General features: G+C 63.7%; 16 protein-coding genes and 1 riboswitch. Of the genes, 4 read left to right on the forward strand and 12 right to left on the reverse strand.

What is annotated here, in order from left to right; genetic code table 11:
• The first annotated feature begins 129 nt into the window (after positions 1–129).
• Positions 130–783 (forward strand): DUF4136 domain-containing protein, encoded by a 654-nt coding sequence (locus tag PI87_RS11500; RefSeq protein ID WP_039597824.1) that lies wholly within the window; start codon positions 130–132, stop codon positions 781–783.
• 305 nt (positions 784–1088) lie between these two features.
• A complete protein-coding gene (locus PI87_RS11505; RefSeq protein ID WP_039597825.1) occupies positions 1089–3410 on the forward strand; it encodes an NADP-dependent malic enzyme in 2322 nt (773 codons plus the stop codon).
• 200 nt (positions 3411–3610) lie between these two features.
• On the opposite strand, the gene PI87_RS11510 is transcribed toward PI87_RS11505, so the two are convergent.
• From PI87_RS11510 to PI87_RS11540, 7 genes are all read right to left on the reverse strand, one after another.
• On the reverse strand, positions 3611–4681 hold the full coding sequence (locus PI87_RS11510; protein ID WP_039597826.1) for a porin: 1071 nt from the start codon (positions 4679–4681) through the stop codon (positions 3611–3613).
• Positions 4682–4818: 137 nt separating this feature from the next.
• Positions 4819–5301: a 2-oxo-4-hydroxy-4-carboxy-5-ureidoimidazoline decarboxylase gene (gene uraD, locus PI87_RS11515; protein WP_052321492.1), complete on the reverse strand. Its 483-nt coding sequence runs from the start codon at positions 5299–5301 to the stop codon at positions 4819–4821.
• Between the two features lie 291 nt (positions 5302–5592).
• Positions 5593–6114: a 2-oxo-4-hydroxy-4-carboxy-5-ureidoimidazoline decarboxylase gene (gene uraD, locus PI87_RS11520; RefSeq protein ID WP_039597827.1), complete on the reverse strand. Its 522-nt coding sequence runs from the start codon at positions 6112–6114 to the stop codon at positions 5593–5595.
• The gene (puuE, locus tag PI87_RS11525) at positions 6111–7073 is read right to left on the reverse strand and encodes an allantoinase PuuE (RefSeq protein ID WP_039597828.1); all 963 of its coding nucleotides are present in this window, start codon (positions 7071–7073) and stop codon (positions 6111–6113) included. Before puuE ends, uraD (PI87_RS11520) begins: the two co-directional genes overlap by 4 nt.
• A gap of 197 nt (positions 7074–7270) precedes the next feature.
• On the reverse strand, positions 7271–8701 hold the full coding sequence (locus PI87_RS11530) for an 8-oxoguanine deaminase (RefSeq protein ID WP_039597829.1): 1431 nt from the start codon (positions 8699–8701) through the stop codon (positions 7271–7273).
• A gap of 4 nt (positions 8702–8705) precedes the next feature.
• Positions 8706–10115 carry a nucleobase:cation symporter-2 family protein gene (locus PI87_RS11535; protein ID WP_039597830.1) on the reverse strand — a complete coding sequence of 470 codons (1410 nt, stop codon included), beginning with the start codon at positions 10113–10115 and terminating at the stop codon, positions 8706–8708.
• Positions 10116–10208: 93 nt separating this feature from the next.
• Positions 10209–10958: a GntR family transcriptional regulator gene (locus tag PI87_RS11540; protein ID WP_039597831.1), complete on the reverse strand. Its 750-nt coding sequence runs from the start codon at positions 10956–10958 to the stop codon at positions 10209–10211.
• A gap of 366 nt (positions 10959–11324) precedes the next feature.
• Here PI87_RS11540 and uraH point away from each other — a divergent pair, with 366 nt between their 5' ends.
• Complete coding sequence (uraH, locus tag PI87_RS11545) at positions 11325–11678, forward strand: hydroxyisourate hydrolase (protein ID WP_039597832.1); 354 nt, start codon at positions 11325–11327, stop codon at positions 11676–11678.
• A 17-nt stretch (positions 11679–11695) separates the two neighbouring features.
• On the forward strand, positions 11696–12961 hold the full coding sequence (locus PI87_RS11550) for a urate hydroxylase PuuD (RefSeq protein WP_039597833.1): 1266 nt from the start codon (positions 11696–11698) through the stop codon (positions 12959–12961).
• Positions 12962–13234: 273 nt separating this feature from the next.
• Here PI87_RS11550 and PI87_RS11555 read toward each other — a convergent pair whose 3' ends face one another.
• The 5 genes from PI87_RS11555 to xdhB form a co-directional block, all read right to left on the reverse strand.
• Positions 13235–13807 carry a TMEM165/GDT1 family protein gene (locus PI87_RS11555; RefSeq protein WP_039597834.1) on the reverse strand — a complete coding sequence of 191 codons (573 nt, stop codon included), beginning with the start codon at positions 13805–13807 and terminating at the stop codon, positions 13235–13237.
• Between the two features lie 95 nt (positions 13808–13902).
• Positions 13903–14033: riboswitch (yybP-ykoY riboswitch) on the reverse strand.
• 13 nt (positions 14034–14046) lie between these two features.
• A complete protein-coding gene (gene guaD, locus PI87_RS11560; protein ID WP_039597835.1) occupies positions 14047–15381 on the reverse strand; it encodes a guanine deaminase in 1335 nt (444 codons plus the stop codon).
• A gap of 19 nt (positions 15382–15400) precedes the next feature.
• The gene (locus PI87_RS11565; RefSeq protein ID WP_039597836.1) at positions 15401–16438 is read right to left on the reverse strand and encodes an adenosine deaminase; all 1038 of its coding nucleotides are present in this window, start codon (positions 16436–16438) and stop codon (positions 15401–15403) included.
• Between the two features lie 2 nt (positions 16439–16440).
• On the reverse strand, positions 16441–17475 hold the full coding sequence (gene xdhC / locus PI87_RS11570; RefSeq protein ID WP_039597918.1) for a xanthine dehydrogenase accessory protein XdhC: 1035 nt from the start codon (positions 17473–17475) through the stop codon (positions 16441–16443).
• A gap of 25 nt (positions 17476–17500) precedes the next feature.
• Positions 17501–19867, reverse strand: coding sequence for a xanthine dehydrogenase molybdopterin binding subunit (gene xdhB, locus PI87_RS11575; protein WP_039597837.1), 2367 nt, complete (start codon positions 19865–19867; stop codon positions 17501–17503).
• Positions 19868–19880: the final 13 nt, after the last annotated feature.

Consider the following 19880-nt stretch of genomic DNA (forward strand, 5'->3'; position numbering starts at 1 on the left):
CAAAAGACCATTGTACTCAGGCGCTTGGCGGGAATCTTCAGCGCACCGCGTGACTCTGAGTAAAAGGTGAGGCGCAACGCCTTGCGTGTGCGCCGAAACCTGTCTGATTGAAGACTAGGGGGATTTTCTATGTGGAATTGGGCCAAGAGGGTCAAAACATCCGGCATCTGGCCGATAGCCGGTGCGCTGATGGCCGCCAGCCTGCTGGCGGGTTGCGCCAGCACCGTCACTAGCCAAGTCACGGCGTTCAGGCAGCCCGGCTGGCAAGACGCGCCGCCGCGCACCTATGCGTTTGAGCGCACTGCAGCGCAGCAAAACGACCTGGAGCGCCAGACTTACGAGGCCTGGACGTCCGACCAGTTAGCCGCGCATGGTTTTACCAGCGCGCCACGTGCGGGTGCACGCTATCTGGTGCGCCTGAACTACTCGACCGCCACGGGCCTCGTGCAGGTGCGCCAGCCCGTGTACCCCGATCCGTACTGGGGCCCTGGTCCGTGGGGGCCGTGGCGTGGTCCGTGGGGGCCCTGGGGCCCATGGGGTCCGCAATACGTTGACACCAATGTGCAAGTGCCGTTCTATGCCTATCACGTCGAAATTGAAGAGGCCGCATCGGGCAAGCGTGTCTATCAGGTGACCGCGCAGACCCAGGGCGGTGACGGTTCGCTGACCGCGGTGATGCCGTACCTGATCCGCAGCGCGTTCGCGAATTTCCCGGCGCCGAATGCGCAGCCCATCCTCGTGGAGTTGCCCGTTGATCCATCGGTGAAACCGGCGGTCAAGTAGTGCGACAGGGTGGGTTTTGGCCAGCGGTCTACGTTAGAATGTCTGACCTAATTTGTAGGCCGCCAGCCGTACCCCGCTTGAGCGTTGTCACCCCATCCCATCTCGCGCCGACCGCCACCCCTGGCCGGTGCTGCCCGCGCCCCGTCGCTACCCTCCTGACGGTGCCCCGCAACGCGTGCGGCCTCGCTCCCGGTTTCTCTCTGTTTCCACTGTTTTTTGCCACTTCGTCTCAGGGAGTTTCTGCCTGAGCGCATGTGCGTCTCATCTGCGGAACTCCTCATCAGGCTCCACCAGGATTCATCGACATGAACGACAAGCTTCACGACGCCTCGCCCGATTCCCAAGACCAAGGCGCCGAGGCCGAACTGCGCCGCGCCGCGTTTGAATACCACCGTGCTCCGACGCGCGGCAAGATCGAGGTGCGCCCGACCAAGGCGCTGATGAACCAGCGCGACCTGTCGCTGGCGTACTCGCCGGGCGTGGCGTATCCGTGTACGGCCATCGAGCAGGATCCGTCGCTGGCAGCCGAGTACACCTCGCGCGGCAACCTCGTCGGCGTGATCACCAACGGTACCGCTGTGCTGGGCCTGGGCGACATCGGCCCGCTGGCCAGCAAGCCGGTGATGGAAGGCAAGGGCTGTCTGTTCAAGAAGTTTGCCGGCATTGACGTGTTCGATATCGAACTGGCCGAGCGCGATCCGGACAAGCTGGTCGACATCATCGCGGCGCTGGAGCCGACGCTGGGCGGTATCAACCTGGAAGACATCAAGGCGCCGGAGTGCTTCTACATCGAGCAGAAGCTGCGTGACCGCCTGAACATCCCCGTCTTCCACGATGACCAGCATGGCACGGCAATCATCTCGTCGGCGGCGTTGCTCAACGGCCTGAAGGTCGTGGGCAAGGACATCGGCAACGTGAAGGTGGCGGTGTCGGGCGCTGGCGCCGCGGCGATTGCCTGCCTGGACGTGATGGTGGGCCTGGGCGTCAAGCGCGAGAACGTCTACGTGGTCGACTCCAAGGGCGTGATCTTCGTTGGCCGCGACGCCAAGATGGAAGCGAACAAGGCACGCTATGCGCAGGACACGTCGGCCCGCACGCTGGCTGACATCATGCGCGATGCCGATGTGTTCCTCGGCTGCTCGGCTGCCGGTGTGGTGACGGCTGAGATGGTCAAGACCATGGCACCGAAGCCGATCATCCTGGCACTGGCCAACCCCGAGCCGGAAATCCGCCCGGAAGTGGCCAAGGCCGCGCGCCCGGACTGCATCGTCGCGACGGGCCGTTCGGACTACCCGAACCAGGTCAACAACGTGCTGTGCTTCCCGTACATCTTCCGCGGTGCGCTCGACTGCGGCGCCACCAAGATCACGGAAGCGATGAAGCTGGCGTGCGTGAAGGCCATTGCCGAGCTGGCTGAAGCCGAAACGAACGACGCCGTGGCCCAGGCCTATGCTGGCCAGGACCTGACCTTTGGCCCGGACTACATCATTCCGAAGCCGTTCGATTCGCGTCTGATCGAGAAGATTGCCCCGGCTGTGGCCAAGGCAGCGGAAGAGTCCGGCGTGGCCACGCGCCCGATCAAGGATCTGGACGCCTATCGCGCCCAACTGAGCGACTTCGTGTACCACACCGGCCTGACCATGCGCCCGGTGTTCTCGGCTGCGAAGGCCAACCCGAAGCGCGTTGTGTACGCCGAAGGTGAAGAGGAGCGCGTGCTGCGTGCCGTGCAGACGGTGGTGGACGAAGGCCTGGCCAAGCCGATTCTGGTTGGCCGCCCGCACGTGATTGAAATGCGCATCCAGAAGGCCGGTCTGCGTCTGAAGGCCGGCGTGCACTTCGAACTGGTGGACCCGGAAGATGACCGCCGCTACCACCAATACCACACGGCATACCACGAGCTGATGGGCCGCAACGGCGTGACGCCGGACATGGCCAAGTCGGCGCTGCGCCGCTCGAACACGCTGATCGGCGCGATGCTGGTGCGTCTGGGCGATGCCGATGCAATGCTGTGCGGCACCATCGGCCGCTTCGACGCGCATCTGGAACACGTGCGCGACGTGATCGGTCTGGCACCGAACGCCAAGGTGTTCGCTGCCATGAACGGCCTGATGTTGGAAAAGCACACGCTGTTCATTACCGACACGTCGGTCAACGAGATGCCGACGGCGGAAGAGCTGGCCGACATCACCAAGCTGGCCGCAGAAGAAGTGCGCCGCTTTGGCCAGGAGCCGAAGGTGGCGATGCTGTCGCACTCGATGTTCGGTTCGTCCAAAAGTGCCTCGGCTCGCAAGATGCGCGCTGCGTACGACCTGCTGAAGGCTGAAGCGCCGGAACTGCAGGTGGAAGGCGAGATCCAGGGTGATGCGGCGCTGTCGGAAGACATCCGCCACCACTTCCTGCCAAAGAGCGCCTTTGCCGGCAGCGCCAACTTGCTGGTGATGCCGACGCTGGATGCCGCCAACATCGCGTTCAACCTGCTCAAGATCACGGGCGGACAGGGCGTGACGGTGGGCCCGATCCTGCTGGGCGCGGCCAAGCCGGTGCACATCCTGAACCCGTCGGCCACGTCGCGCCGTATCGTCAACATGACGGCACTGGCAGTGGCAGACGTGTCGGCCGAACGTTGATCGGCTGACTGCCAAATCTGGGCCGCCGCGTGCGGTGGCCCGAATGAGAAACGGCGCCTGCAGCAACTCAGGCGCCGTTTTTCTTTGGCGGGTTCAAGATCAGAAAACAAGAGGAAAAAAACGGCGCCCGAGCCCGGAACGCCGTTTGAATGATCCGCCCGCGCTGTCGATACGCGGGCGGTGACAAGGAAAGCAACCGCTTAGAACTTCGCGCGGATGCCCACGCCAAAGGTGTCAGCCGACGACAGGGTCGAAACCTTGTCGCGGAAGTACGCGGCATACACGTCGGTGCGCTTGGACAGCGAGTAGTCGTAGCCGACTGCCCAGGTGTTGCGCTTCACGTCAGCGGCACCTGAGGTCTTCGTATACGCGTACGAAGCCAACACGCTGCCCGGGCCGACAGGAATCGACACGCCCAGTTGGCCGCCGTTGCTCTTGGCATCGCCCGTGGCGATCGTGTTCTTGATGTACTGGTACTGACCGTACAGCTTGACCACGCCAAAGTCATACGTTGCCCCCAGTTGCGCTGCCGACTGACGCTGGAAGCCAGCCACCAGTGCATTCAGATCGCCCGGGTTCGAATCGAAGCGCACTTGCTGGAACGCTGCCGTGGCTGCGAAGTTGCCGTGGAAGTAGAGGAAGTTGCCGCCCCACTTGTTCTGGCCGTTGTGGCCAGCCTGCTCACCGGCACCGTAGATGAAGTTACCCGTCAGACCGTTGAAGTCCGGCGTGGAGTACATGATCGAGTTGTTCCAACCCGAATCGCCGACCAGGCCCGAGATACCGCCGGGGCCGGAGAGGCCGTTGCCCAGATACGTGTGGAACACCATCGGCGAGAAGGTGTACGAATCGATGAACGGGTTGAACAGGATCGTCGAGACGAAGTACGGCGGCGTCAGGCGACCGAGCTTGATCGAGCCCCACGAGTTCGATTGCAGGCCGACGAACGAGTTGCGGGCGAAGAACGTGTCGCCGTCAAAGCGGCCGAACTTGCCGCTGTCCGGGCGGAAGAAGGCTTCCAGGGTGAAGATCGCCTTCAGGCCGTTGCCCAGATCTTCGCTGCCCTTCATGCCCCAGTACGACGTGGACATACCGCCGGCATTCTGCACCCAGGCACGGTCGGACGACCCTAGGCTCTTCTGTGCGCCCATCCAGGCGTCTACCTGGCCGTACAGCGTGACGGACGATTGCGCTTGTGCGCCGGCGCTCAACGCCCCCAGCGCGGATGCCACTGCGAGCGCAGCGGCGCCACGCTTGAATTTCGACTGCATTTGCTACCTCCTTTGTTGTTGAAGATCACTGTGGGCTATGCCGCATTCTTTGATGCGGTCACAGGCCGGCCGGTCAGGTTCCATGCCGTGCGGTGTCCCATGCCCCATGACACCGCGCCCACAGCGTTTTGTGCTGATTAACCTGAAATCAAATCGTTGAGACGGAAACCGACAATGCGATCAATCTGCTCCAGCGACGTGCGCAGCTCGGTGTCGCGGTCGTTGTGCAGTCGCGTGGCCAGGGCGTCGATGATGGCGTGCCGGTCATAGCCGCGCACGGCCATCACGAACGGGAAGCCAAACTTCTCGCTGTAGCGCTTGTTCAGATCTTGCAGGCGTGCGAACTCTTCGGGCGTCAGTTGGGTCAGTCCCGCACCGCCTTGCTCGCGCGTCGAGGCCGCGGTCATCTCACCTCGCACGGCAGCACGGCCAGCCAGTTCTGGGTGCGAGCGCACGAGCTTGATCTGTTGCGCTTCACCGGCGTTGTTCACGGTCATGCGCATGGCGGCACGCAGCGCGTCGGCCGAGGCAAACGGGCGTTGCGCGGCCACGCGCTCGGCCACCCACGGTGAATGTTCGTAGACGCCGCCGAGCACGTGCACAAACTGCGTGTTGTCCATCGCATTGATTTGCGCAACGGAGTAGGTGGCGTGTTCCTTCTTGGCGCTCACCTGCTGACCGGGCTGCGATGTAGGCGATTGCCCAATGGCGCTTGCGCTCACCACCGTGAACGCGGACGCCACAGCAAACGCGGCAACGCTGCGCTTGATGGTCCACTGCATAGTTCTGTCTCCTGTGTGAGGTCTTGTGCCGCACACCACGCTGCACTCTCTGGTGCAATCGCGGACCGGCCGGTCAGGCATTCCGGCCGGGCAGCGCCCCGTGCTCGCTACGTTTGCAGCGTCGTACTGTCAGCCTGAAATCAAATCGGTCAGACGGAAGCCGGCGATGCGATGAATCTGTTCCAGCGACGTACGCAGCTCAGTGTCGCGGTCGTTCTCAACACGCTTGCTGAAGTTGTCGATGATGCCGTGGCGGTCATAGCCACGCACCGCCAGGATGAACGGGAAGCCGAACTTCTCGTTGTACTGGGCGTTCAGTGCTTGCAGGCGTTCGAATTCCTCCGGCGTGCACTGGTTCAGGCCTGCGCCGCTTTGTTCACGCGTCGACTCGGCGGTCAGCTCACCGCGCACGGCGGCCTTGCCTGCCAATTCCGGGTGAGCACGCACGAGCTTGAGTTGCGGATCAATGCCTGCGGTATCCACGGTGTCGCGCATGGCTGTGGTCAGTGCCTCTGCCGATGCGAAGGGCCGCTGCGTCGCGACCTTCTCGGGAACCCACGGCGAGTGCTCGTAGATGCCGCTCAGGACCTGCACGAACTGCGGTGCGTCCATGCCGTTGAGTTGCGAAAGGGTGTAGGTGGTTTGGCTCATGCTGCGGTGCTCAAAACGGGTTGCTTGGCGTACGGGTGGTTCTGGATCCAGTGCTGCGCAATATCGATGCGTCGGCAGATCCAGACCTTGTCGTGCGATTGCACGTAGTCAAGGAAGCGCTGCAGTGCGCGGAAGCGCCCCGGGCGGCCTAGCAGGCGGCAGTGCATGCCGATCGACAGCATCTTCGGCTGTGCCAGGCCATTGGGGTCGCCTTCCTCGTACAGCACGTCGAAGGCGTCTTTCAGGTACTGGTAGAAGTGGTCGCCCGTGTTGAAGCCTTGCGGGCTGGCGAAGCGCATGTCGTTGGTGTCGAGCGTGTACGGCACCACCAGATGCGGCTTGGCCTCGCCGGCCGAGGTTTGCACTTCGGTCCAGAAGGGCAGGTCTTCGCCGTAGTAGTCGGCGTCGTAGGCGAAGCCGCCGTGCTCGACCACCAGACGGCGGGTGTTGGGGCTGTCGCGGCCGGTGTACCAGCCGAGCGGCGCGTTGCCGGTCATCTGGCGGATGATCTCGACGCCGATGCGCATGTGCTCGCGCTCGGTGGCTTCGTCGATGTTCTGGTAGTGGATCCAGCGCCAGCCATGGCAGGCGATTTCGTGGCCCAGGTCAACGAAGGCTTGCGTCACGTCCGGATGGCGCTGCAGGGCCATCGACACGCCGAAGATCGTCATCGGCAGGCCACGCTTCTCGAACTCACGCAGGATGCGCCACACGCCCGCACGCGAGCCGTATTCGTAGATGCCTTCCATGCTCATGTGGCGAGCAGGGTAGGCGGCTGCACCGATGATCTCGGAGAGGAATTGCTCCGAACCTGCATCGCCGTGCAGCACGCAGTTCTCACCGCCTTCCTCGTAGTTGAGGACGAACTGCAGGGCCACGCGCGCACCGCCCGGCCAATTGGCGTTGGGCGGGTTCTTGCCGTAACCGATCAGATCGCGCGGATAGTTATTGTTTGTCATGGTTTTTTCATGTCGAGGAGACTTCATACAACACCGGTCGGACAGTGGAATGGGCCTTTTCAAATTGACGACATCACGAATGGATGTTGTTCCTTTGCACACGCGACCCGGCAGCTTGAAGGGCGCCGAGTTCCTGCTGTTGCGGGAACGCCGCAGATTTGCGGGCAATGTCGTCAAACAGGCCAGGCTCCATCACGTCACGCCGGGACTGCTCGGGCAGCCTGCGCCAGTTCCAGCGCGAGCCTCCGGTGAACCGTGAGATGGGCGTCGAGTTCCAGCGTGGTCAGGCGGCCGTCTTCGACGACCACGCGCCCGTTGATCACGCTGTGCGCCACGTTGGACGGAGCGCAGAACACCAGCGCAGCGACCGGGTCGTGGTCTGCGCCGGCAAAGCTGACTTGATGGCGGTCGAAGCTGACAAAGTCAGCCGACATGCCGGGTGCCAACGCGCCGATGTCGTCGCGGTTGAGCACGCGGGCGCCGCCGAGCGTGGCGATTTCCAGCGCTTCACGCGCGCTCATCGCTGCGGGGCCGAAGCCGACGCGGGCGAGCAGCATCGCCTGGCGCGTTTCGCCGAGCATGTGTGCGCCGTCGTTCGACGCGCTGCCATCGACGCCCAGGCCGACCGGCACGCCGGCATCGCGCATCGTGCGGATGGGCGCGATGCCTGAGGCGAGGCGCATGTTCGAGCACGGACAGTGGGCCACGCCCGTGCCCGTGCGCGCAAACACGTCGATGCCGTGCGCGTCGAGTTTCACGCAGTGCGCGTGCCAGACGTCGCGGCCGACCCAGCCAAGATCTTCCGCATACTCGGCCGGCGTCATGCCGAATTTCTCGCGCGAGTAGGCGATGTCGTTGTCGTTCTCAGCCAGGTGGGTGTGCATCGACACACCGTAGCTGCGCGCAAGCTTGGCCGACTCGCGCATCAGGTCGCGCGAGACGGAGAACGGTGAGCACGGCGCCACCACCATGCGCAGCATGGAGTGGCGATCGGCGTCGTGCCAGGTTTCGATCAGGCGTTGCGTTTCCTTGAGGATGGCTTCTTCGCCTTCGACCACGCGGTCCGGCGGCAGGCCACCCTGGCTGTGGCCGACGCTCATGCTGCCGCGCGCGGCGTGAAAACGCATGCCGATCTGCTGCGCGGCTTCAATCGAATCATCGAGCCGACTGCCGTTGGGGTACAGGTACAGATGGTCGCTCGAAGTCGTGCAGCCCGAGAGCAGCAATTCCGCCATCGCCGTGAGCGTAGACACACGCACCATCTCGGGCGTGAGGCCTGCCCACACCGGATACAGGTTCGTGAGCCAGCCGAACAGCTCGGCGTCCTGCGCGGCGGGCAGGGCACGCGTCAGGCTCTGATACATGTGGTGGTGCGTGTTGACGAAGCCGGGCGTGACCACGTGGTCACGCAGTTCGATCACACGCACGTTGGGCTGGCGGGTTGTGGCACAGGCGGCATCGCGATACTGCGCCGGCAGATCGGCCGTGGCGCCCACCCATTCGATCACGCCACCGCGCGCCACCAGGGCGCCGTCGGGAATCTCGCGGCGTTGCGCGTCCATGGTGACCAGCACGTCAGCATGACGGGCGATCAGGAGCGGGTCGTTGTGCGCGACAGTGGCGTTCATGCGATTACTCCGTGCCGTGCGTATTCGCAGCAGCGTCGCGCATCGCGTGCTCGGCAGACTGCATGCCGTTGTAGTACAGGTTCAGCGTGACGGCGACCAGCGTGCCCAGCACGATGCCGCTGTGCGTGACCGGCTCCAGCCAGTGCGGCAGGTATTGGAAGAAGGTCGGTGCCAGCGTCGGGATCATGCCGAAGCCGATCGAGATGGCCACGATGAACAGGTTGTGGCGGTACTTGTTGAAATCGATCGAGCCCAGGATGCGCACGCCCGTGGCGGCCACCATGCCGAACATCACGATGCCTGCGCCGCCCAGCACGAAGGAGGGCACCGAAGCCACGATGTGCGCCATCTTCGGGAACAGGCCCAGCACGATCAGGATGATGCCACCCATGGCTGCCACATAGCGCGAGCGCACGCCCGTCACCGTCACCAGCCCCACGTTCTGCGAGAACGAGGTGTACGGGAAGGTGTTGAACAGGCCGCCGATCACGGTGCCCAGGCCGTCGGCGCGCAGGCCGCGGGTCAGGTCATCGGTGGAGAGCTTCTTGCCGGTGATCTCGGCCAGCGCCAGGAACATGCCGGTCGATTCCACCAGCGTGATCATCATCACGATACACATCGAGGCGATGGCGCCGAAGTGGAACGTCGGCATACCGAAGTGCAGCGGCGTAATGACGGCCACCCAGTCTGCGTCGCCCATGCCGGTGAAGTTCACCTTGCCGAAGGCCATGGCGATGAACGTGCCGATCACGATGCCCAGCAGCACCGCGATGTTGCCGATCAGGCCTTTGCCGTACTTGGTCAGCAACAGAATGATGACCAGCACGGCTGCCGCGATGGCCAGGTTGCCGAGGTTGCCGTACTCCAGGTTCGGCACGGTTTGCAGCACGCCGTCCACCACAGCCTTTTTGGTCGGCTGGCCACCTGCGGCCCAGTTGATGCCTACGCCCATCAGCGACATGCCGATCAGCGTGATGACGGTGCCGGTCACGACCGGCGGGAAGAGCCCGAGTACGCGCCCCATGAGCGGCGCGACGATGATCCCGAATATCCCCGCCGCAATGACTGCGCCGTAGATGCCGAGCAGGCCGATGGTGGGATCGGTGCCGATGGCGATCATCGGGCCGACGGAGGCGAAGGTCACGCCCATCATGACGGGCATGCGGATACCGAACTTCCAGACGCCGAATGCCTGGATGAGCGTGGCAAGACCGGCAGCAAACAAGTCAGCATTGATCAGGAAGGCCATCTGCTCCTTGGGCAGATGCAGTGCGCCGCCCACGATAAGCGGCACTGCCACGGTGCCTGCATACATGACCAATACATGTTGCAGGCCCAATGCGAGCAGGCGGCCATAGGCCACGCGCTCATTGGTCAGATCCGCCGTGGGGGCGGCGATGGTGCTGCTTGCCATATACGTCTCCTTTGGGTGGTGAGCCGGACGGGCGTCCGGCTTGTGGCGGCCGGCCTCTGTCGTGCCAGCTCGCCCAATACAGCAAAACCGGTCCTAGACTTTGTTGCGCGGGCCCAATACCGAACGCAGATCGAAATCAGCGGGCGCCTCCGGGCGCACGCGGTCGGCACAGCATTGCAAGTGCTGGGCCATGTGGGCCTGGGCAGCGCTGGCGTCGCCGCGCTCCAGCGCGTTGAGGATGTCGAGGTGTTCGTCAAACGAGCAGGCGTTGTTGCCCGGGGCTTCGACGCTGGCAATCATCAGCGTGGTGCGCGACACCAGACGACGCATCATCTCGACCACCAGAGGGTTGCCGGACTGCTCGGCCAGCGCAACGTGGAATTCCGCCGACAGGCGGATCCAGCGCGGGCGGTCCTGTGTGACGAACGCCTGGCGTTCTTGCTTGACGAGTTCCACCAGGGGCGCGATGGCTGCCTTTGGGTCGCTGCTGTGGCCGACCTTGTCGAGCACCGCGTGCTCCAGGATCTGGCGCAGCTCGAACATGGCGTGGGCTTCGTCGATTGACGGGGCGGCAATGAAGGCGCCGCGGTTCGGCTCCAGGTCAACCAGGCCATCGGCGGCCAGTTGGGAGAAGACCTTGCGCACCGTATGGCGTGCGGTGGCATAGATTTCGCAAAGCGCATGCTCCGTCAGCTTGGTGCGCGGAGGCAGGCGGTGTTCCATGATCGCGTCGTAGATCTCGTGGTACATCCGCTCTTCGACTGACATGCGTGTTGCCCCCGATGCCTTGTTGCCCGGCTTGGATGCCGTTTCAGTGGAGACCAGCTTGAGACTTTTGGACATGGCGAACCCGCTTGTGAACAGTGCGACGCAGCATAAGCTACTGCGAAAACCTGTTGACAATTATTCGTGGGCGCCTTCAATATTGTCAACAAAATGCGTTCAGGAATCCGACAAACTAGGGAAATCCCTGTTTCGAGTCCCCACCGAAACACGGAGTCGGACCCAGAACGAGCGACGGCTTTGCCGGTTTGGCATGTCCCCTCCCAACATGGGTGGCAGGCGTAAACCGGCTGGACGCGCGCCGGGATGCGTGCATAGCACGTACCGAGCGGGCCCCGGCGCCAGCCCTTGTCACGCAAGGGATTGGCGCGAGGTGCAAGTGGAGGCAGCGGCGCTTCTGAAAATTCGAACTACAGAGGAAGACAAATGGGACGCTTGACTACCCATGTGCTCGACACCGCTGCAGGCACGCCGGGTCAAAACCTGGCGATCGCTCTGTTCAAGATTGTCGACAATCAGCGCCAACCGGTGAAATCGGTTCGCACCAATCACGATGGCCGTTGCGATGCGCCGCTGCTGGAAGGCGACGCGCTGCAGGTTGGCGTCTATGAGCTGGACTTCGGGGTGGGCGAGTACTACCGCGCAGCCGGCGTCAAACTCCCCGAGCCCGCGTTCCTGGACGTGGTGACGCTGCGCTTTGGCGTGGCCGACACTAGCGCGCACTACCACGTGCCGCTGCTGGTCTCGCCGTGGTCGTATTCGACCTATCGCGGTAGCTAACAGGGCAGGGAGTCATCATGGAAGGTTATATCCTCGACTGGGCCAACTTGCTCTTGCGTTGGCTGCACGTGATCGTCGCGATCGCGTGGATCGGTTCGTCGTTCTACTTCGTCTGGCTGGACAACAGCCTGAACAAGCCGACGGCACCGGACCTGAAGGACAAGGGCGTCGACGGCGAGCTGTGGGCCGTGCACGGCGGCGGGTTCTACAACCCGCAGAAGTACCTGCTGGCACCGAAGCAACTGCCGGATCACCTGCACTGGTTCTACTGGGAGTCGTACACGACCTGGATGTCGGGCTTCGCCCTGCTGACGGTGGTGTACCTGTTCAACGCCAACGTCTACATGATCGACCGCAACGTGTTCGACATGTCGGCAACAACGGCGGTGCTGCTGGCGCTGGGCTTCCTGGTGGTCGGCTGGCTGGTGTACGACACCATCTGCCGCGTGTTCGGCAAGAACGACCGCGTGGTGGGCATTCTGGTGGCGGCCTATGTGGTGATCGCGGCGTTTGCAGCGACCCACCTGTTCTCGGGCCGTGCGGCATTCCTGCTGATTGGCGCGATGATCGCGACCATCATGAGCGCCAACGTGTTCTTCTGGATCATCCCGGGGCAACGCAAGGTGGTGGCCTCGCTCAAGGCCGGCGAGAAGCCGGACCCGATCCACGGCAAGCGCGGCAAGCAACGCAGCGTGCACAACACGTACTTCACGCTGCCGGTGCTGTTCGCGATGCTGTCGAACCACTACAGCATGACGTACGCGAACAAGTACAACTGGGTTGTGCTGGTGCTGATCATGCTGGCAGGCGTGCTGATCCGTCAGTTCTTCATCCTGAAGCACAAGGGCGTGGTGAACTGGGGTTATCCGGCAGCCGGCGTTGCAGTGCTGCTAGGCGTGGCGGTGTGGCTGGCTCCGGTGCAGCATCCGGCAGCGCCGGTGGCTGAAAGCGCCGCCGCAGTCGCTCCCGCAGCGGCAGAGGGCGGTGCTTCGGCGCCTGCCGCAGCCGCTCCGGCAGCCGCTAGCGGTTCGGACTTCGCCAAAGTACAGGCAGTCGTTACCGCGCGGTGCTACCAATGTCATTCGGCTCATCCTACTCTGATGCCTTCGCCGGCTAAGGGCGTGTTGCTCGATACGCCGGACCAATTGTCTGCGCATGCGCAGCTCGTCTACCAGCAGGTTGTGCAACAGAAGCTGATGCCGCTGGGCAACGTCACGAACATCACCGACGACGAGCGCACGATCATCGCCAAGTGGTTTGAAGGCGGCGCCAAGACCAACTGAGGCACGCTGAAGCAACAACAGATTTTAGGTTTATCGGAGCATGTCATTCGTTCCCTAGCGGGTGACATGACCGGTGAGGGTTGAACGGGGCCACGGCCCCGTTTTTTTTCGCCCTGAGGATATGTTTGCGGTGCTTTAGCGCAGGCCGATTTCGGCGTGACTATGCGCCGCGTGGGCGCATTGGAGGACGGTAGTCCCGCAACACCCACTCAACGGCTCGCGGAGAAGCGTCAGCAGGCTCTGAGCGGGTGCGCAGAGCCTTCAGTCTGATGCCTACTTGCCGACACCCAGCAACGCCAGTACACCCAGCACAAGGAAGATCAGCGCAGCAATCCGATGCACCAGCGTGATCGGCATGCGCGCGGCAAACTTGTTGCCCATCAGCACGGCGGGCACATTGGCCAGCAGCATGCCGATGGTCGTGCCGGCCACCACAGACACCACATCATTGAAGCGCGCAGCCAGCGCCACGGTGGCGATCTGCGTCTTATCGCCCATCTCTGCAAAGAAGAACGCAACGATGGTGGTACCCAGAATGCCCAGGCCGCGCTGCGCGGTGGAGGGGGCCTCCTCATCGTCCAGCTTGTCCGGAATCAGCATCCATCCAGCCATGGCGATGAAGGCGGCGCCGAGAATCCAGCGCAGCACGTTCTCACCGAGCACATGTGTGATCCAGCCGCCGACAGCGCCGGCAAGCGCGTGATTGACGAGGGTAGAGATGAAGATGCCGAGGATGATCGGTACCGGCTTGCGAAAACGCGCGGCCAGCAGGATCGACAGCAATTGCGTCTTATCGCCGATTTCCGCGAGGGCGACGATGCCGGTAGAGACGAGGAAGGCTTCCATGTTGTTGTGATGTCAGGGCCGTGTGCGAACCAATGACGCACCGCTGCCGGCCCTATCCGCAGAGGTGTGTCATCGGTCTCGCCAGGCATGACACCAAGGTGCCAGGTTGGCACCCTGAGTGGCAGCTGACCACGCCATAACCCTCTGTCATTGCGACGAGGGTCAAGTCTGTTGACGTGGCCCCCAGAGCTTCGGCTCTGGGCGGCTACTCCCCAATGGAAGCGAGGATTATAAGAGGATCAAGCGTTGGCGCCAACCGCAAACTTGGCCGGCTCGCCCTGGATGTAAGTGGCGGATACCGCACGGTCCTCGCCCAGCAGCGCCAGCGAGAACAGCAGTTCTTCCAGCGTTTCCGAGCGTGCGTTGCGGCGTGCCAGCAGCGGCGTAGCAGCCGGGTCCAGCACGATGAAGTCCGCTTCGGCGCCCGGCACAAAGCTACCGATACGGTCTTCCCAACCCAGTGCTTCTGCAGCGCCGCGCGTGGCCAGGTAGAACATGCGCAGTGCGGTCAGGTGATAGCCGCCCATGCGCGCGACCTTGTGTGCCGTGCCCATCGTGCGCAGCATCGAGAACGAGCTGCCACCGCCTACGTCGGTGGCCAGCGTCAGCGCCAAGCGGTGCGCGTCGTTCTTGTGGAAGTTGTACAGGCCGCTACCCAGGAACAGGTTGGACGTGGGGCAGTGCGCCACGGCCGCGCCGGATTCCGCCATGCGTTGACGGTCGCTGTCGTCCAGCCAGATGGCGTGGCCGTAGAAGGCGCCCTTGCGCAGCAGGCCGTACTTGTCATACACGTCCAGGTAGCTGCGGGCGTTCGGGAACAGGTCGGCCACCCACTTCACCTCGTCCGGGTTTTCGGCAACGTGCGTTTGAATGAAGACGTCCGGGTGTTGCTTGGCCAGCTCGCCGGTGGCAGCCAGTTGGGCTTCGCTGGAAGTGGGGGCGAAGCGCGGGGTGATGGCGTAGGCGAGGCGGTCCTTGCCGTGCCAGCGGGAGATCAGATCGGCCGAGTCGCGCGCGCCGGATTCTGCCGTGTCCTGCAGGTACTCCGGGCAGTTGCGATCCATCATCACCTTACCGGTAATGAGGCGCATGCCGCGCTGCTGCGCTTGGCTGAACAGCGTTTCTGCCGAGCCGCGATGCACGGTGCTCCACACCATCGCGCTGGTCGTGCCGTTGCGCAGCAGCTCATCGAGGAAGAACGAGGCGACGCCGGCGGCGTATTGCTCGCTTTCAAAGCGGCGCTCTTCCGGGAAGGTGTACGTTTCCAGCCAGTGCAACAGGCCCGGCGACGGCGACGCGATCATGTCAGTCTGCGGGAAGTGCACGTGCGTGTCGATGAAGCCCGGCACGATCAGCTTGCCGCTGTAGTCGTGCAGCTGCGTGCCGGCGGGCAGGTTTTCGCGCAGCGCGGCGTAGTCGCCGGCTTGCACGATCTTGCCGCCCATGACCACAAGCAGGCCGTCTTCCCAATACTCATAGGCATCGCGCTCGCGATACTGCGGATCGTGCAGGAAATGCAGCACACGGCCGCGGTAGGCGTGAACGGTGTTGGAAGTCGGAGGCATGGTGGTCATCGTCGTCTCGTCGTGTTTTTTAGTGTGTGGCTTTCCAGTGGTCGTCGACCTTGGCTAGCCACAGGGCTTTGTCCTGCTCGGGCAGGAAGGACGCCTCGAAGCTGTTGCGCGCCAGCGTGTGGGCATCGGCGGCAGACAGGTTGAGGGCGTTGAAGGTGGCGAGCCAGTTGGTGTTCATGTAGCCGCCAAAGTAGGCCGGATCGTCGGAGTGCAGGGTCACCGCGCATCCTGCGTCCAGCAATTGCTTGAGCGAGTGATCGCGCAAGTCGGGGTAGACCTTCAGTTTTTCGTTTGACAGCGGGCAGACCGTCAGCGCGACGCGCTCGGTGGCCAGGCGCTTGACGAGTGCTGCGTCGTCGATGGCGCGTACGCCGTGGTCGATCCGCTCCACGTTCAAGATGTCGAGCGCGTCGATCACGTACTGCGCTGGGCCTTCTTCGCCAGCGTGGGCAACGAGGCGCAGGCCGAGCTTCTTGCACTCGGCGAACACGCGTGCGAATTTTTCCGGCGGGTTGCCGCGTTCGGACGAATCCAATCCCACACCGATGATGCGGTTGGCCGGGTCCTGGATGTAGGGCAGGGCGGCTTCCAGCGTGGCGAAGGCGTCTTCCTCGCTCAGGTGGCGCAGGAAGCAGAGGATCAGGCTGCTGGAGAAACCGTGCTCGCGCTCGGCGTCATCCAGCGCGTGGACGATACCGCCAATCACCACGTGCATTGGCACGTTGCGGGCGGTGTGCGTTTGCGGGTCGAAGAAGATCTCTGCGTGGCGGACGTTGTCGGCCAGTGCGCGCGCCACGTAGGCGGCAGTCATGTCGTAGAAATCCTGCTCGGTCAGCAGCACGCTGGCGCCGGCGTAGTACAGGTCGAGAAACGATTGCAGATCGTCGAAGGCATACGCTGCGCGCACTTCTTCGACAGAGGCATACGGCAGCTTGACGCCGTTGCGCTCGGCCAGCGCGAACATCAGTTCGGGTTCGAGCGAGCCTTCAATGTGGATGTGCAGTTCGGCTTTGGGGCTGGTGGCGATGCGTTCTGCAAGCGTGGAGGAGATCGGCATGATCAGGCAGGGGTAGGGACGCGGTAAGGAACCGCCGCCCCACCGCTGGCGGTGGTGAGCGCGTGCTGTTGAAGCTCGCGTACCTGCAGGAGTTGGGCGACGACGGATACCGCAATGATATCCGGCGCCTTGTCCACGATGCCCGCTACGCCAATCGGGCACACCATTTCCGGCAAGCGTGCCGGGTCCACCCCGTGCTCCACCATGCGGTGCTCGAAACGCGCGCGCTTGGTCTTGGAGCCGATCAGGCCAAAGTAGGCAAAGTCCGTGCGGCGCATGATGCGCTCGCACAGCATGAGGTCCAACGCATGGTTGTGCGTCATGACCAGGAAGTAGCTGCCGGCGGGCGCGTGGTCGATCACGGCCTCCGGCGTATCGGTGGACTCGATGACGACGTTCGGCGGCACTTCCGTGGGGAACGGGAACATCGCATCGCGTTCGTCCACCCAGGTCACGCGGCAGGGCAGGTGCGCCAGCGCACGCACGATGGCGTGGCCGACATGGCCTGCACCACACAGCACGATCGACATGTCGGGCGGCAGCACGGTTTGCGTGAAGCCAATCGGGTCGAGTGCTACGCCGGCCGCGGCGGCATCGCCGATGCTCGCTTCGACAGGCGTTGCCGGATCGATGGAGACGAAGCGGCGCAGGCTGCGGCGCTGGCGCATGGCGTCATCGGCCAGGGCGATCCAGTCCACATCACGCGCGTCGAGTCGTTCGAGCGACAGGCGTACCACGCCGCCGCAGCACTGGCCGAGCGCGGGCCCGAGCGGAATGCGCACGAACTGGCGGCGTGCATCACCGCTGGCTTCGGGTGCATCCATCATGGCTTGTGCGATTTCCATCGCGCGCCATTCCAGATGGCCGCCGCCGATGGTGCCGAAGAAACCGTCGGTGCCCACCAGCATCAGCGTGCCGGGCTCGCGCGGAGCAGAGCCCTGTACGTCCGTCACGGTGACCAGCACGCACGGCTGCCCGGCTTGCACGGTGGCAAGCACATCGGCAAAACGGAACGGGCGCAGTTGCGTGTGGTCCATGGCGGTCATGACGGTATCTCCGGACTCAGGCGGTCAGCGGGGCGCTGCGGATGGCGTCCACGGCCTTGAGGATTTCCTCGCTGGTGGCCGGTGCGTTCAGCGGCGGGCTCGTACGGCCATCGCCCACGGCAGCCACCGCATCGCGGATGGCGAAGAACACCGAGAACGGCAGCAGCAGCGGCGGCTCGCCCAGCGCCTTGGAACGGTGGATGCTGTCTTCCACGTTGGCGTTGTTGAACAGGCGCACGCGGAAGTCCGGCGGACAGTCGTTGACCGTCGGGATCTTGTAAGTGGACGGTGCGTGCGTCATCAGCTTGCCGCTCTTGTTCCACCACAGTTCTTCCGTGGTCAGCCAGCCCATGCCCTGGATGAACGCGCCTTCCACTTGGCCGATGTCCAGCGCCGGGTTGATCGAGCGGCCCGCATCGTGCAGCACGTCGGCGCGCAGCAGGCGCCATTCGCCGGTGAGCGTATCGACCACCACCTCCGACACGGCAGCGCCGTATGCATAGTAGTAGAACGGGCGACCGGCCAGCTTGGATTGATCCCAGTGCAGCTTGGGCGTGGCGTAGAAGCCATCCGACCACAATTGCACGCGGGCAATGTAGGCCAGGCGGATCACCTCATCGAACGCCACTCGGCGTGCACCGATCTCCAGTTGGTCGCCCACAAAAGCGACCGTCTCGATGGGCACGTCGTAGTGCTGTGCGGCAAAGGCGGTCAGGCGCTCGCGGATCTGGCGTGCAGCGTCTTGCGCGGCCTTGCCGTTCAGGTCGCTGCCCGTCGATGCTGCCGTGGCCGACGTGTTGGCCACCTTGCTGGTGTCCGTTGCCGTCACGCGAATGCGGGTGAAGGCAACGCCCAGTTCGTGTGCCACAACCTGTGCGACCTTCGTGTTCAGGCCCTGGCCCATTTCGGTGCCGCCGTGGTTCACGAGGATCGAGCCGTCGTTGTACACGTGCACAAGCGCGCCGGCCTGGTTGAAGTGCTTCACGTTGAACGAGATGCCGAACTTCACCGGCGTCAGTGCCAGGCCACGCTTGAGCACGGGGCTCGTTGCGTTGAACGCGCGGATCTCTTCGCGGCGGGCACGATAGTCGGACGTCGCTTCCAACTCATCAAGCAGTTCGTGGATGACGTTGTCTTCCACGGTCTGGCCGTACGGCGTGACGTTGTTTTTGTCCTTGCCGTACAGGTTGGCGCGGCGCACGTCGAGCGAGTCACGGCCGACCGAGCGCGCGATGTTGTCCATGATGTACTCGATGGCAAACGCGCCCTGCGGGCCGCCGAAGCCGCGGAACGCGGTGTTCGACTGCGTGTTGGTGCGTGCGCAGAAGCCGTCGATCTCCACATCCGACAGCCAGTAGGCGTTGTCGAAGTGGCAGATGGCGCGCGTCATCACGGGGCCGGACAAGTCGGCCGAGAAACCAGCGCGCGAGGTCATGTCGCACGTGATGCCGAGGATGCGGCCGTTGTCGTCGTAACCGGCTTCGTAACCGAAGCGGAAGTCGTGACGCTTGCCGGTGATCATCATGTCGTCGTCGCGGTCCGGACGCAGCTTGACCGGGCAGGCGAGCTTCCAGGCTGCCAGCGAAGCGCAGCATGCAAAGATGCCCGATTGCGATTCCTTGCCGCCAAAGCCACCGCCCATACGGCGGCATTCCACTAGCACCTGATTGGCGTGCCAGCCCAGCATGTGCGAGACCATGTGCTGCATCTCGGTCGGGTGCTGCGTCGAGCACCACACGTGCATGCCGTTGTCTTCCTTCGGCACCGCGTACGAGATCTGGCTTTCCAGATAGAACTGTTCCTGGCCGCCCAGTGACATCTGGCCTGCTTCGGAACGCGGCGCGGCAGCAATGCGCTCTGCCGGCTCACCGCGCTTGAGGTGCATCGGCGGCAGCACGGATTTGCCAGCGGCGCGCGCCTCTTCAGGCGTGAGCAGCGGGGGCAGGACTTCGTATTCGATCTGCCCCAAGCGTGCCGCGCGGCGTGCTGCATCGTGCGACGTGGCCACCACGATGAACATCGGCTGGCCGATGAAGTGCACCGTATCAGTGGCCAGGATCGGATCATCGTGGATGATCGGACCGCAATCATTGGTGCCCGGAATGTCGGCCGAGGTGAATACGGCCACCACACCCGGCGCGGCTTTCACGCGGTCCAGGTTCATGTTGACGATGCGCGCGTGGGCTTGCGTGCTCATGCCCAGCGCGGCGTGCAGCGTACCTGCCAGCTCGGGAATGTCGTCGGTATAGGTGGCGGTGCCGGCAACGTGCAGATGCGCCGATTCGTGCGGCCGCGAGATGCCGACCATAGCACCGCGCTGGTCAGGAATAGCCGCTGCAATATCGGCTTCTGCGAGCAGGAAGGCCTCGGTTTGCTTGTTCATACGATGTCTCTTT

It is taken from the genome of Ralstonia sp. A12 (assembly GCF_000801955.1).
GTDB lineage: Bacteria > Pseudomonadota > Gammaproteobacteria > Burkholderiales > Burkholderiaceae > Ralstonia.

Excerpts from the sequence above, each read along its gene's own strand:
- PI87_RS11500 (WP_039597824.1), top strand. The coding sequence starts at position 130 with ATGTGGAATTGGGCCAAGAGGGTCAAAACATCCGGCATCTGGCCGATA.
- PI87_RS11505 (WP_039597825.1), top strand. The coding sequence starts at position 1,089 with ATGAACGACAAGCTTCACGACGCCTCGCCCGATTCCCAAGACCAAGGC.
- PI87_RS11510 (WP_039597826.1), bottom strand. The coding sequence starts at position 4,681 with ATGCAGTCGAAATTCAAGCGTGGCGCCGCTGCGCTCGCAGTGGCATCC.
- uraD (WP_052321492.1), bottom strand. The coding sequence starts at position 5,301 with ATGGACAACACGCAGTTTGTGCACGTGCTCGGCGGCGTCTACGAACAT.
- uraD (WP_039597827.1), bottom strand. The coding sequence starts at position 6,114 with ATGAGCCAAACCACCTACACCCTTTCGCAACTCAACGGCATGGACGCA.
- puuE (WP_039597828.1), bottom strand. The coding sequence starts at position 7,073 with ATGACAAACAATAACTATCCGCGCGATCTGATCGGTTACGGCAAGAAC.
- PI87_RS11530 (WP_039597829.1), bottom strand. The coding sequence starts at position 8,701 with ATGAACGCCACTGTCGCGCACAACGACCCGCTCCTGATCGCCCGTCAT.
- PI87_RS11535 (WP_039597830.1), bottom strand. The coding sequence starts at position 10,115 with ATGGCAAGCAGCACCATCGCCGCCCCCACGGCGGATCTGACCAATGAG.
- PI87_RS11540 (WP_039597831.1), bottom strand. The coding sequence starts at position 10,958 with ATGTCCAAAAGTCTCAAGCTGGTCTCCACTGAAACGGCATCCAAGCCG.
- uraH (WP_039597832.1), top strand. The coding sequence starts at position 11,325 with ATGGGACGCTTGACTACCCATGTGCTCGACACCGCTGCAGGCACGCCG.
- PI87_RS11550 (WP_039597833.1), top strand. The coding sequence starts at position 11,696 with ATGGAAGGTTATATCCTCGACTGGGCCAACTTGCTCTTGCGTTGGCTG.
- PI87_RS11555 (WP_039597834.1), bottom strand. The coding sequence starts at position 13,807 with ATGGAAGCCTTCCTCGTCTCTACCGGCATCGTCGCCCTCGCGGAAATC.
- guaD (WP_039597835.1), bottom strand. The coding sequence starts at position 15,381 with ATGACCACCATGCCTCCGACTTCCAACACCGTTCACGCCTACCGCGGC.
- PI87_RS11565 (WP_039597836.1), bottom strand. The coding sequence starts at position 16,438 with ATGCCGATCTCCTCCACGCTTGCAGAACGCATCGCCACCAGCCCCAAA.
- xdhC (WP_039597918.1), bottom strand. The coding sequence starts at position 17,475 with ATGGACCACACGCAACTGCGCCCGTTCCGTTTTGCCGATGTGCTTGCC.
- xdhB (WP_039597837.1), bottom strand. The coding sequence starts at position 19,867 with ATGAACAAGCAAACCGAGGCCTTCCTGCTCGCAGAAGCCGATATTGCA.